Origin of the sequence: Bradyrhizobium sp. Leo170 (assembly GCF_004296405.1) — a bacterium.
In the GTDB taxonomy this organism is placed as follows: domain Bacteria; phylum Pseudomonadota; class Alphaproteobacteria; order Rhizobiales; family Xanthobacteraceae; genus Bradyrhizobium.
This window is the reverse complement of the sequence record NZ_PSRR01000267.1, coordinates 1-12,028: the sequence shown is the minus strand read 5'-3', so window position 1 is coordinate 12,028 and position 12,028 is coordinate 1. Positions and strand designations below refer to the sequence as shown.

Here is a 12,028-nt window from a genome sequence, read left to right as displayed (position 1 = left end):
CGGCGCCGGCCGCGATCGCCGGCCCCGAGTCGCGCCGCGCCGGCTCCAGCAGCACGTCCGCCTCGCGCCCGATGCCGGCCAGTTGCTCCAGTACCATGAACCGATAGGCGTTGTTGGTGATCACGATCGGCCGCTCGAACAGCGCCGGATCCGACACCCTGAGCAGCGTCTCCTGGAAGGTCGAGCGCGTCCCGAACAACGGCAGGAACTGCTTCGGATGGACCTCGCGCGACGCCGGCCACAGCCTCGTGCCCGCCCCGCCGCACATGATCAGTGGAATAATTCGGTCCATCCTAACCTCGAATTCTGTAATGATCGCGTTGCCCGATGATAGTTAACGTCCTCATCGTTCCTCCGGAACCGATGTCCCTATCCCCTTCACATTGTCGACATCGGCGAAATGCCCCGGGGTCACGGACGCGACTAGCAGTAGATGACAGCCCTTGCCGGGCGGGTTTTCCACCCGCAAGCGCTACCACACCGGCTAGTCCCTTCAGGTGAATTTTTGTGGGCAGCGTAAACCTTTATGAGCATGCAAGCCAAATACCCGGGCAACCCGGCAGTCCCCGTTCAGGCCCTCTTTACCCGCCGGTTAGAGGATGCCGCAAGAGCGATCGAACGGCTATTGCAAGATCGGTCCTAAACCCATACCAAGGCGACCGAATTCGGCGCACGGCGCCGATTTGCGCCGTTTTTGACGTCTTTCTCGAACCTGGCAAGCGCTGACGAGATGCGCCGGATACTGCTTTCGACCATCAAGATATTGATCTCGGCTGCGTTGCTTTACCTCTCGCTCCGCAAGGTCAACCTGTATGACCTCGCTGCGCGCATCCGCGTCGAAAGCCTGGGCTGGATCGCTCTCGCGGTCGCGGTGACCTTCCTGCAGATCTTCCTCGGCGTATTACGGTGGCGCGAGATCAGCGCCGAATGCGGCGCGCCACTCGAAACCCGGCAGGCGATGCGCTTCAACGTGATCGGGACCTTCTTCAATCAGACCTTGCCATCGTCGATCGGCGGCGATGCGGTGCGGCTGTGGCTGGTCGCACGCTCCGGCGCCGGCTGGCGCGCGGCGACCTATTCGATCTTCGTCGACCGCGCCATCGGCCTGATCGCGCTGGCCGTGCTGATCGTTGCGAGCCTGCCGTGGAGCTATCGCTTGATCAACGATCCACAGGGACGGTCGGCGCTGCTCGTGATCGATTTTGCGGCGCTTGCGGCCGGCGGCGGCTTTCTGCTGCTCGGCGCATTGAAGTGGCCGTGGCTGAAGCGGTGGTGGGCGACGCACCACATCCACGCCTGCGCCGTCATCGCAAACAAGGTGCTGTTCAGTTGGGATCGCGGGCCGAAGGTCGCGGTGCTCTCCCTGCTGGTCCACGTCCTGGCCGTCATCATCGCCTGGTGCGTGGTGCAGTCCATTTCCGCGCCGCTGCTGTTCAGCCAGATTTTTCAACTGGTGCCGCCGGTGATGTTGATCACCATGCTGCCGATTTCGATTGCCGGCTGGGGCGTGCGCGAGGCGAGCATGGGTCTCGCCTTCGGCTACGCCGGGCTGGCGGTCAACGAGGGCGTCAACGTTTCGCTGCTGTTCGGCGCCGTGTCCTTCATCGTCGGCGCATTTGGCGGACTGGTGTGGATTCTTAGCGCGGAAAAGAAAGCACAAGGGGACAAGCCGATCGATGTCCCCGCGCAATCGCTCTCGCCAATCGAATGACCAACGCTGACATCGCGCTTTCGCTCGTCGCCGCGGCGCTTGCTGCGTTATCGTCGGCGTTCCTCATTTGGCTGCTGCGGCCGATGCTGGTGCGCGTGGCGCTCGCCAAGCCGAATGCGCGCTCATCCCATCGGATCCCGACGCCGCAGGGCGCGGGGATCGCCGTGATCGCGGCAACGCTGGTCGCGGCGGGCATGCTGGTCGCATTGAGCGGCAACGACACGCTGCAAATCCCCATCGCGGTCTTCGGTGCGACCTTGTTCATCGCCGCTGTCGGCTTTGCCGATGACATCAAGCCCGTGCCCGTGCTGCCGCGCCTGTTGCTGCAGGGATTGGCGGTGGCTGTGATCGTGTTCGCCGCGCCCGGCGATCTCAGGATCGTACCGGCCGTCCCGTTCTGGATCGAGCGCGGCTTGCTGCTGATCGCGGGCCTCTGGTTCGTGAACCTCGTCAACTTCATGGACGGGCTCGACCTGATGACGGCGGCCGAAGCAGTGCCGATCACGGCGGCAGTCGCACTGCTCGGCTTTTGGGCGCAGATTCCGCCTTCGACCGCGCTGGTGGCAGCGGCGCTGTGCGGCGCGCTGCTCGGCTTCTCTCCCTTCAATCGTCCGGTGGCAAAGATCTTCCTCGGTGACGTCGGCAGCCTGCCGATCGGACTCCTGCTCGGCTGGTGCCTGCTGCAGCTCGCCTATCACCAGCAGGTCGCCGCGGCGTTGCTGCTGCCGCTTTATTACCTGGCCGATGCCACGATCACGCTGCTGCGCCGGCTGATCAACAGAGAGCCATTCTGGGCGGCGCACCGCTCGCACTTTTACCAACGCGCGACGGACAACGGATTTTCCGTGTCGCGCATCGTCGGCGAAGTCTTCGCGCTCAATGTCGCGCTCGCGCTGCTCGCGATGTTGTCGATCCAATTGGATTCGGCCGCGGCGAGCCTCGTTCTGCTGCTCGCAGGCGCGAGCGCGGTGGCGTGGCAGCTCTATAGATTTTCGCGCAGAAACGCCGGTTAATCGATCAGGTGGTCGAAACCGCGCAAGGCGCGCTTCAAGCCCTCATTGAGGCCGATGAGCGGCCGCCAGCCGGTGGACGCGACCTTGGACAGGTCGAGTTCGAGCGAGCCGAACAGGCTCTCATTGGCCTCGTTGCGGCCGGTAATGCTGAACAATGAACTCAACACCGGCCGCGGCATGGAAAACAGGCGCGCCGGTTTGCCTGCTGCGGCGGCGAGGAGCTCGATGAATTCGGGCGTCGACACCTGCTCGTCATCCGCGACAAGGAAAATGTTGAACTGGCCATCCGGATGAGAAAGCCGATGCAGCACGAATGATGTCAGATTCTCCACCGAGACGAACGCACGACGGTTGCGCACGTTCGCAAACGGGAGCGGGACGCCGAGACCGATCGCCTTTTCGAGCAACGCGAGATTACCTTTGGCGCCGAACCCGTAGATCAATGGCGGCCGAATGATCGTGACCGTCATCTGGCTCCCCTGCGCCAAATGTCTCAATCCTGCTTCGGCCGCCGCTTTCGACATTCCATAGAGGCCGCGCGGGGTCAGGACGTCGTTCTCGCTGAATGGCGCGCGACCGTCAGTGCTTCGGCCGTGCACCAGCACGGTGCTGACGAAGATAAAGTGGCGGACACCGGCCTCGGCCGCGCAACGGGCCAGATGCAACGTGCCTTCAAGATTGACGATGCGATAAAGCTCGACGGTGTGTTCCTCCCGCCTGTGATGCACGCGCGCCGCCAGATGCACGACCGCATCGACGCCCTCGAGCGCAGCCCGCCAGTCGGTGACGGGGCCGATCGAATCGATCGTCACCTCGTCGGCGCTGCCTGTCGGGCTGCGGACGGCGCGTCGCACCACCCAACCGTTGCGCCCCAGCACCGGCGACATATGCCGGCCGACGAACCCGCTCGCTCCCGTCACCAACACCACGGGCTGGTCTTTAGTCACGACCGTAACTCCCGATACCGCTCTTCCGATCCAATCAGTCTCTGAATGAGGGCTGCATATCCTGTCAAGGCACGTTCGGGACTATAGCTCCTCGCCACCGCGACGGCCCGCTCCGGCAGCGTCGGATCGGGAGTTCGCGATGCTGCGCGAATCGCCTCGGCCAGTTGCGCCGGAATGCCCGGCGTCACAACCCACCCGAGATCGTGCTCCGCTACCGTCAGCGCGGCTTCGGCATCCGGCTCGGATATGAGGATGACCGGCCGGCCCACCGCAAGCAGATTGTAGAACCGGCTCGGCACCGAGACGCCGGCGACATCCTTTCGATAAGGAATGAGCCAGAGGTCCGCCGCCGACAGGAAATCCTGCAGCTCTTCATCCGCAACGCGGTCCACCAGCGTGATATTGGCGAGCTTCGCCTCGGACTGCATCGATCTCAGTTCGTCGAAGCCCATCCCCCAGCCCGAGAGCAGGAAATGAATGCCGGGATCATCCTTCAGCCGGCGCGCCGCCTCGAACACGATCACAGGATCGTGGGTGAAGCCGAGATTGCCGGAAAGGCCGACGATAAAACGGCCCCCAAGCCCGCTACGGAAGGCATTGTCGGCCGCAACCGGGCGAACCGCGGGGTCGATGGTGGTCCAGTTCGGAATGAATTCGATCTTGTCCCGCGTCATGCCGCGATAGCTCAACAGCAACTTCTCGCTGTCGCGGCCGATGATGACAACGGTGGTCAACGCGCGGAACATCAGCCCATTCATGGCGCGCATCGCTCTGGTGACGATCGAACCCGGCTTCAACAGGCCGCTCAGGACGAGCACCTCCGGAAACAGATCGTGCATGATCAGGATCGACCCGGCGCGCTTCAATCTGGCCGCGGCGGCGACGGCGTAAGGCAGCACAAAAGGGGCCGTCACCGTCAGCGCGACGTCGCCGGGCTCAAGCCGCCTGAGAAGGGCGAAGAAGGTGCGCGCGGTGAACAGCAGCTCGGCGGTGGCGCGCTTGAGGAGCGCGGCCTTGTCCGGCATCCGGTTCTTGATCTCCTCGACCGCCGGCCGGTCGGCTGCCGATTTCGACGCAGAGCGCGGCCATCCCGACAGCACCAGCACGTCCACCTCCTTCGCAAGGCGGTTCGCTATCGCAGCCATGATCGCGGCGGTCGTGCTCTGGTCCGGCGGATAGTGCTGACTGACGACGATGACTTTTCCGGGCTTCTGCATCGGTGGTCTCGCGGATCAGGGGCGGATCACGCGGCGTTCGATCCGAATTCAGGCACGGCATCCTTCAGCACGCCGCGGATCGTGGTGCGATCGTCTCTAGCGATCGCCTCTTCCAGCGCAGCGAGCCATTTGCGCAAGGTCGCCATCGGCGGCTCGTTCGGCCTGGCTGCCATGATTCCGGCAATCCCGATCTCGACCGTCGGCTCCTCACTCGCGAACAGGATCTCGTTCAGCCTCTCCCCCGGCCGTATCCCACTGAAGACGATATCGACGTCGATGCCGGGCTGCAGGCCCGACAGACGTATCATCCGCTCGGCAAGCTCGACGATCTTGACCGGCTGGCCCATTTCGAGAACGTAGACGGAGACGTCGGGTCGCACCAGCGTCAGCGCATGCGTGGCCGCAGTCAACACGAGATCGCAGGCTTCGCGGATGGTCATGAAATAACGCACCATGTCGGGATGCGTGACGGTAACCGGGCCGCCCGCCTCGATCTGCGCCTTGAATTTGGGCACCACCGACCCGTTCGACGCCAGCACATTGCCGAACCGGACCGAGATCAGGCGCATATGCGGCTTGTCGCCGAACTGCGCGGCAAGATCGTGATCGAGCGCCTGGCAATACATTTCGGCAAAGCGCTTGGTCAGGCCCAGCATCGAGACCGGCTCGATTGCCTTGTCGGTGGAGATCATCACCATCGCCTTGGCGCCGGCTTCGCGTGCGGCGTCCGCAACGTTCACCGATCCGAAGATGTTGGTCTTGACGCCCTCGCTCCAGTCGCGCTCGAGAATCGGCACGTGTTTCAGCGCCGCGGCATGGAACACGATGTCGGGCTTGAATTCACGCATCAGCCGCAGGATGCGCTCGCGATCGCGAATGTCGGCGATGCGGCCTTCCACCGCCGCCTCGGCCCCGCGCGCCGCGAGCGCCTCGGTGACCGCATACAGGGCCGGCTCCGAATGCTCGATGACCAGCAGGCGGGCGGCACCGAACGTCGCCACGCGATCGCAGATTTCGGCGCCGATCGAGCCGCCGCCGCCGGTGACGATGACGCTCTTGCCTTTCACCAACCCTTCCAGGCGGGCATAGTCGATCGTCGCGGTCGGACGCAGCAGCAGGTCTTCGACCGCGACATTGGTCAGCCGCGGCGCATCGCCGCCCTCGAGCGATGGCAGGCGGCTGACCATCAGGCCCATCCGCTTTGCCCGCATTAGCACCGATTCCGGATGCGCGTCGGGCTCGAACGCCGACGGCGTCATCACCACCCGCTTGATCGGCTTCTCGCGGCTTTGGAACTCGCGGATCACGGTTTCGACATCGTCGACACCGCCAAGCACCGGGATGTTGCGGATCTGCTGGCCGAGGTCGGAATTCGAGGGCGACAGCACGCCGACCGGCCAGATCCGCTTGATGGCGCCGTTCTCGATCCCGCGCAGCACGATCTCGGCATCTGCCGCACGCCCGACCAGGAGCGTCGGCGCGGCGTCCTCGGTGCGGGCATGATGGCGCGTGCGCGAGTAGCGGAAATAGCGGTAGCCGAAGCGGAGCGCGCCCAGCGAGAACACCTGGAGGAAGAAATAGAGGATGATGGTGATGCGGCCGAAAAACACGGTTCCGTGGAAGCTCGGCGCGATGAAGAAGAAGACGTAGTCGAGAACGACCAGTGCCAGCGTCAGGACTGCCGAGGCCCGCAGGATGTTGAGGGCGTCCGGCAGCGAGATGAAACGCCATTTCGAGGTGGTGAGATTGAAGACGTAACAGATGATCACGCTGAAGACGACAAACCAGGGCAGGATGCGCAGCAGCAACGGCAGACGATCCGTGAGCAGATCGCCCTCGAAGCGCAGATAGAATGCGGCCAGGAGCGCGAATGCGGTCGCGACCGCGTCATGCATCACGATCAGGAAGTTGCGTGCCGTGAGTTGAGAGAAGCGCGTCATGTGACGGATGGGCCAAGGACCAAGAGGTTTGCAACAGCGTTCGGGGCTGCTGATAGCCCATATGCAGCGCGCAGGCCAGAGATCATGGCGTGACCGAACTCAGCGGTTTTACGGCCGCGCCGTCCGATTTCGCCTTCAGCACAATGCCGCCGGCGACGCCGACGCCGAGTACGTACATCCAGCCCTCGTGGAAATCGAAGATGTGCGAGTTGAACAACGAGGTAAAGACATTCTGCACGACCACCAAGAGCCCGATCCAATTGACCAGCCCCTCGCCCCGAAACAGTCTTAGATGCCAAAACCAGATGGCATAGAGGATGACGACGCCAACAATGCCCCATTGCACGGCGACATTCAATGTCTGGTTGTGCGGATTGCCGACCACGTCGCTGGTCGCCTTGAGCTCCTCGGCGGACACCTCGGTCGCGACCTGCGCGAACAGCCCGCGGATGGAGCCGGTGCCGTGGCCGATCAAAGGCGCATCGGCGATGAAGCCCAGCGATTTGCGCCAGTATTCGAGCCGGAGCCCGATCGAGGTCGCTCGGTTCTGCTCCTTGTATTCCCGATAGTCCTTGCTGAAGCTCTCCGCTGTCGAGTGCAGTTGCGGCGAGGTCTGCCAGGCGACCGCCGCCAGCACCGCCACCGCTGCAGCAATGATCAGGATGCTGCGCCATCTCAGATGCAGGAAGGCGAACACCGCAAGCATCACGGGCACCGTGACCAGCGCCGTCCGCGAGACGATCACAAAGGCCATGTTGACGAAAAAGCTCAAGGCGATCGCGACCAGCAGGCCGGCCAGCGCGAATCTCTTCGCGCGCAGGAGGGTGATAATGGGATAGGCCAGCGCCACCGCACACAGCGTGAACTCCTGGCTCTGGTCGATATAGTTCTTCACGAAGATGCCGCGCTCGGCGTCAATAGGCGGTTTCAGCGACAGGCTGGGCTGCAGGAACACCAGCCAGGACATCACCACCAAGAGCGTGCAGGAGATCAGGAACGCGGTGAACACCCACATCCCGCGGGTCGAGCGCTCGAAATGGTAGAGCAGGAACGGCAGCACCAGGAGCTTGGCCGTCGGGCTCAGGGCATAGGTGCGCGCGCCCCAGGGCGCGTCCGACCACAGCATGCCGACGACCGCAAGCAGGAACAGTGCGATCGGCAGCGCGACGATCGGCCGCTTCAGCGATTGCAGGAAAGACTTCAGATCGAGCGTCGGCGCGACCACGATCACGAACACTGCGCCGAAGATGCCGACCAGCGAGGTCGACCAGGGCAGCGACAGCGCGAGCAGCACGGCGACGATGTCGGCCGCTTTGGTCCAGGCGGCAGGGTTGCGCCAGGCCGGCAGCGCGGCGGCTGCGGGGGAAAAGCCCGCGGCCGTGCTCACGCCTTGCCTCTGCGGGCGCGGGCGACCAGCGAGGTCGTGCTGAAGCCGGGCAGGATGTCGACCAGCAGCACCTCGCCGCCATGGGCTTCGACGATCTCATGGCCGACCACCTGCGCGCGGGTATAGTCGCCGCCCTTGACCAGCACGCTCGGCTTGATCGCCGTGATCAGGTTGATCGGCGTGTCCTCCTCGAAAATGGCGACGAGATCGACCGCCTCCAGCGCCGCCAGCACTTCGGCACGTGCGCGCTCGTCCTGCACCGGGCGTCCCTGCCCTTTCAGCCGGCTGACGGAGGCGTCGCTGTTGAGGCCGACGATCAGCCGATCGCAGGCGCCACGCGCTGCCGTCAACACCTTGACGTGGCCGGGATGCAGGATGTCGAAGCAGCCATTGGTGAAGCCGACGCGCAGGCCCTGCCGGCGCCATTCGCTGAGCTGGGCGCCAAGATCGCCGCCGGCCGCGACGATCTTCTCTTCCGCCACAAGCGAGGCATGCGGCAGGATCTTGCGCCTGAGCTCGGCCGGCGTCACCGTCGCGGTGCCGGTCTTGCCGACGGCGACCGCGGCCGCCGCGCTGGCCACCCGCAACGCGGTCTCCCAATCGGCGTTGGCAGCGAGCGACAGCGCGAGCGCAGCCGCAACCGTGTCGCCGGCGCCGGAGACGTCACGGACCTTCACCGGCAACGCCGGCACGTGCACGGTTTCGCCGTCACGCACCACCAGCGTCATGCCGTGCTCGCCCTGCGTCACCAGCATCGCCTCGCAATCGGCGAGCCGCATCGCGTCCTCCGCGGCTTCGGCGATCGCATCGGGCGTATCGGCACGGCTCCGCGTCGCCTCGGCGAATTCCTTGCGGTTGGGGGTCAGCAGCGTCGCGCCGCGATAGATCGCGAGATTGAGGCTCTTGGGGTCGACGATCACGCGCTTGCCAAGCTTGCGCGCGGCGTCGATGGTGTTGCGGATCACGCGCGCGGTCAGCACGCCCTTGGCATAGTCCGACAGCAGCACGATGTCCGCGCGGGCAAGTTCCGGAATGATCGTGTCGATCAGTTGCTGCTCGGTCTCGCCTGCCGCCGGCTGCGCCTGCTCCCAGTCCGCGCGCAGCATGTGGGTGGAAAAATGCTCGGAGACGAAGCGCACCTTCCGCGTCGTCGGGCGCGCGCTGTCGCACACCAGCCGGCTTTCGATGCCGCTCTCCGCCGCCAGCGCCGCCTTCAGTCTCGCGCCCGTTTCGTCCTCGCCGACGAGGCCGACAAAATGCAGCGGCCGCCGAGCGAAGCGATATTGCGCGCGACGTTACCGGCGCCGCCGACATTGGTCTCGCTGCGCTGGACCGCGATCACCGGCGCCGGCGCCTCCGGCGAAATTCGCGACACCTCGCCATAGACGAATTCGTCCAGCATCAGGTCACCGATGCAGAGCACGGTCTGACGGGAAAGCGCCTGCGACAGGGTTTCGAAATCGAACATCTGTTTCCTTGGCCCGTTCCTTGGCCCGTCAGCGATAGCGGTCGGGACGATCGAGGAAGGCGTTCACGTAAGCATCGACGGCGTCCTCGAGCCGCGTGAAACCGCCGTTATAGCCCGCGCGCTGCAGGCGATCGACATCGGCTTGCGTGAAATATTGATAGCTGCCCCTGATCTGTTCGGGCATATCAACATACTCGATGTTCGGCGGCCGCCCGAGCGCGGCATAGGCCGACAGCATCAGGTCCTTAAAACTGCGCGCGGTGCCGGTTCCGACATTGAATAGCCCGCTGACCGAAGGCGTGGCGAGCAGCCACATCATCACCCGCACGGTATCGTCGACATAGATGAAGTCGCGCCGCTGGTCGCCATCGACGATGCCATCGCGATGCGACTTGAACAATTGCACCACTCGGCCCGCCTTGATGTCGTCGAAGCGCCGCGCCAGCACGCTCATCATCGTGCCCTTGTGATATTCGTTCGGCCCGAACACGTTGAAGAATTTCAGGCCCGCCCATTGCGGCGGCAGCTTTTCGCCGCGCGCGGCGCGCTCGGCCACAGTGAGATCGAACAGATGCTTGCTCCAGCCGTAGAGATTCATCGGCCGCAGCTTCTTCAGCGCTTCGACCGTCTGCTCGTCGCGAAATCCTGCTTCGCCGTCACCATAGGTCGCAGCCGAGGACGCATAGATCAGCGGCGTCGCATTCGCCGTGCACCAGTCGAGCAGCCGGACCGACAGGCGGAAATTGGTCTCGATCACGAGATCGCCGTCGGTCGCCGTGGTCTCGGAGATCGCGCCGAGATGGATCACCGCATCGAGCTGCCGGCCCGACAGCCACGCCGAAAGCTCCGTGGGCGGCACGAAATCGGCAAGCTGGCGTTTTGCCAGGTTGCGCCACTTGCCGTCATGGCCGAGCACGTCGCACACGACAACGTCCGTGCGGCCGGCGTCATTCAACGCGGCCACGACATTCGACCCGATAAAACCGGCCCCGCCGGTCACCAGCAACATGCCGATCCCTGCCCTGATTTGTGCGGCGCCAGCTTTGCCCCAGTCCGGTGGTGCAGGCAACTTGCCCGGTGGAAGAATTCCATCTCACTTTACCTCCGGAGGGAGAGGGGCTACCGACGAGGCCGCAAAAGCGCCCGGTTCCCGCACAGAAGATATGAACATTGATTCAATAGAAGGCATTGAGGTCGAGGACGCCGGCGATACCCGCCCGATCCTGATCATCCCCTATATGTGGATCGGCGATTTCGTGCGCGGCCATACCGTGGTGCGGGTACTGAAACAGCGCTGGCCAAATCGCCCCGTCGACATGCTCACCACCTCGCTCTGCGCACCGCTGGTCGACTATATGCCTGGTGTCCGCGGCAAGATCGTCTGGGATTTGCCGCGCGGCCGCCTGGCGGTCGCAAAACAGTTCAGCCTAGCCCGGGAACTTCGCGCCCGCGGCTACCAAACCGCCCTCGTCATGCTCCGCACCTGGAAATCGGCGATCGCGCCGACACTGGCCGGTATCCCGGAGCGGGTCGGCTTTTTCGGCGAGGCAAGGTTCGGCCTCATCAACCGGATGCGCTGGGGCGAGAAGACGCTGGATCGCATGGTCGACCAGATGTCGGCGCTCGCTTTGCCAGTGGGTGCGAAATTCCCTTCCGAGTGGCCGGTACCGCAATTGCGGGTTCCCGCCGAGGAAACCGAGCGCTGGCGGCAAGCCAACGGTCTGGGGCGCGGTCCCGCGATCGCGCTGGCGCCCGGCTCGGTCGGCTCGGGTAAGCGCTGGACCTATTACGGCGAGGCCGCACGGCTGCTCGCGGTGCGCGGTTTCGACGTCTGGGTGGTCGGCGGCCCCGGCGAGAAGGCGCTGGCCACGGAGATCGTCGCCGCCGGCGGCGCTGGTGTCCGCGACCTGACCGGCACCGATCTGCGCAACGGTATCCTGGCGATGGCCGCAGCGAGCGTCGCGATCTCCAACGATTCCGGCCTGATGCACGTCGCGGCCGCGCTCGGCACGCCAACCATGGGCATTTTCGGCCCCACCAGCCCCTACCACTGGGCGCCGCTCAACGGCCTCGCCGCCACCGTGGTGACCAAGACACACGTGCCGTGTCAGCCCTGCCATCGCCCGGTCTGCACCATGAACGACCACCGCTGCATGCGCGATATCCCAGCCTCCGACGTGGCCGACATCGCCGAGCGCGTGCTGGCTCAGGCGAGCGCGCGATAGACCGCGGCGATCCCGCTTGCCTCCGCGTCGAGACTGAATTTCTCCACCACGCGCGCCCGCGCCCGCTCCCCCATCGCAGCCGCCGCCGCCGGATCGCGCATCAACGGCTCAAGCGCCGCA

At 64.7% G+C, this 12,028-nt stretch carries 9 protein-coding genes and 2 pseudogenes; 3 read left to right on the top strand and 8 right to left on the bottom strand.

Annotation, left to right across the window (positions count from 1 at the left end; translation table 11 throughout):
* Positions 1-292, bottom strand: a 292-nt coding sequence (locus CWO89_RS32220; protein ID WP_245476678.1) for a sugar phosphate nucleotidyltransferase, incomplete at its 3' end; no start/stop codon positions are given.
* Between the two features lie 438 nt (positions 293-730).
* Here CWO89_RS32220 and CWO89_RS32215 point away from each other — a divergent pair.
* Complete coding sequence (locus tag CWO89_RS32215) at positions 731-1,711, top strand: lysylphosphatidylglycerol synthase transmembrane domain-containing protein (RefSeq protein WP_130582529.1); 981 nt, start codon at positions 731-733, stop codon at positions 1,709-1,711.
* Entirely contained in the window at positions 1,708-2,724 is a 1,017-nt protein-coding gene (locus CWO89_RS32210; protein WP_130582528.1) for an MraY family glycosyltransferase, read from the top strand. The genes CWO89_RS32215 and CWO89_RS32210 overlap by 4 nt, the downstream gene beginning before the upstream one ends.
* Here the strand turns inward: CWO89_RS32210 and CWO89_RS32205 are convergent.
* The 6 genes and pseudogenes from CWO89_RS32205 to rfaD form a co-directional block, all read right to left on the bottom strand.
* Positions 2,721-3,671, bottom strand: coding sequence for an NAD-dependent epimerase/dehydratase family protein (locus tag CWO89_RS32205; protein WP_130582527.1), 951 nt, complete (start codon positions 3,669-3,671; stop codon positions 2,721-2,723). The genes CWO89_RS32210 and CWO89_RS32205 overlap by 4 nt on opposite strands.
* A complete protein-coding gene (locus CWO89_RS32200; RefSeq protein WP_130582526.1) occupies positions 3,668-4,888 on the bottom strand; it encodes a glycosyltransferase family 4 protein in 1,221 nt (406 codons plus the stop codon). Before CWO89_RS32200 ends, CWO89_RS32205 begins: the two co-directional genes overlap by 4 nt.
* A 26-nt stretch (positions 4,889-4,914) precedes the next feature.
* A complete protein-coding gene (locus CWO89_RS32195) occupies positions 4,915-6,828 on the bottom strand; it encodes a polysaccharide biosynthesis protein (RefSeq protein ID WP_130582525.1) in 1,914 nt (637 codons plus the stop codon).
* A gap of 82 nt (positions 6,829-6,910) precedes the next feature.
* Positions 6,911-8,215, bottom strand: coding sequence for an O-antigen ligase family protein (locus CWO89_RS32190; RefSeq protein ID WP_130582524.1), 1,305 nt, complete (start codon positions 8,213-8,215; stop codon positions 6,911-6,913).
* Positions 8,212-9,683, bottom strand: a pseudogene (gene rfaE1 / locus CWO89_RS32185) (D-glycero-beta-D-manno-heptose-7-phosphate kinase). Before rfaE1 ends, CWO89_RS32190 begins: the two are co-directional and overlap by 4 nt.
* Before the next feature lie 28 nt (positions 9,684-9,711).
* Positions 9,712-10,692 carry an ADP-glyceromanno-heptose 6-epimerase gene (gene rfaD, locus CWO89_RS32180; protein ID WP_130582523.1) on the bottom strand — a complete coding sequence of 327 codons (981 nt, stop codon included), beginning with the start codon at positions 10,690-10,692 and terminating at the stop codon, positions 9,712-9,714.
* Positions 10,693-10,846: 154 nt separating this feature from the next.
* Here rfaD and waaF point away from each other — a divergent pair, with 154 nt between their 5' ends.
* The gene (gene waaF, locus CWO89_RS32175; protein ID WP_130582522.1) at positions 10,847-11,908 is read left to right on the top strand and encodes a lipopolysaccharide heptosyltransferase II; all 1,062 of its coding nucleotides are present in this window, start codon (positions 10,847-10,849) and stop codon (positions 11,906-11,908) included.
* Here the strand turns inward: waaF and CWO89_RS48255 are convergent.
* A pseudogene (locus tag CWO89_RS48255) lies at positions 11,890-12,028 on the bottom strand (glycosyltransferase family 4 protein); the annotation flags it as partial. The gene waaF and the pseudogene CWO89_RS48255 sit on opposite strands and share 19 nt — an antisense overlap.

What these genes read in the sequence shown, in the direction of transcription:
- CWO89_RS32215 (WP_130582529.1), top strand. Translation starts at nt 731, where the DNA reads ATGCGCCGGATACTGCTTTCGACCATCAAGATATTGATCTCGGCTGCG.
- CWO89_RS32210 (WP_130582528.1), top strand. Translation starts at nt 1,708, where the DNA reads ATGACCAACGCTGACATCGCGCTTTCGCTCGTCGCCGCGGCGCTTGCT.
- CWO89_RS32200 (WP_130582526.1), bottom strand. Translation starts at nt 4,888, where the DNA reads ATGCAGAAGCCCGGAAAAGTCATCGTCGTCAGTCAGCACTATCCGCCG.
- CWO89_RS32195 (WP_130582525.1), bottom strand. Translation starts at nt 6,828, where the DNA reads ATGACGCGCTTCTCTCAACTCACGGCACGCAACTTCCTGATCGTGATG.
- waaF (WP_130582522.1), top strand. Translation starts at nt 10,847, where the DNA reads ATGAACATTGATTCAATAGAAGGCATTGAGGTCGAGGACGCCGGCGAT.
- rfaD (WP_130582523.1), bottom strand. Translation starts at nt 10,692, where the DNA reads ATGTTGCTGGTGACCGGCGGGGCCGGTTTTATCGGGTCGAATGTCGTG.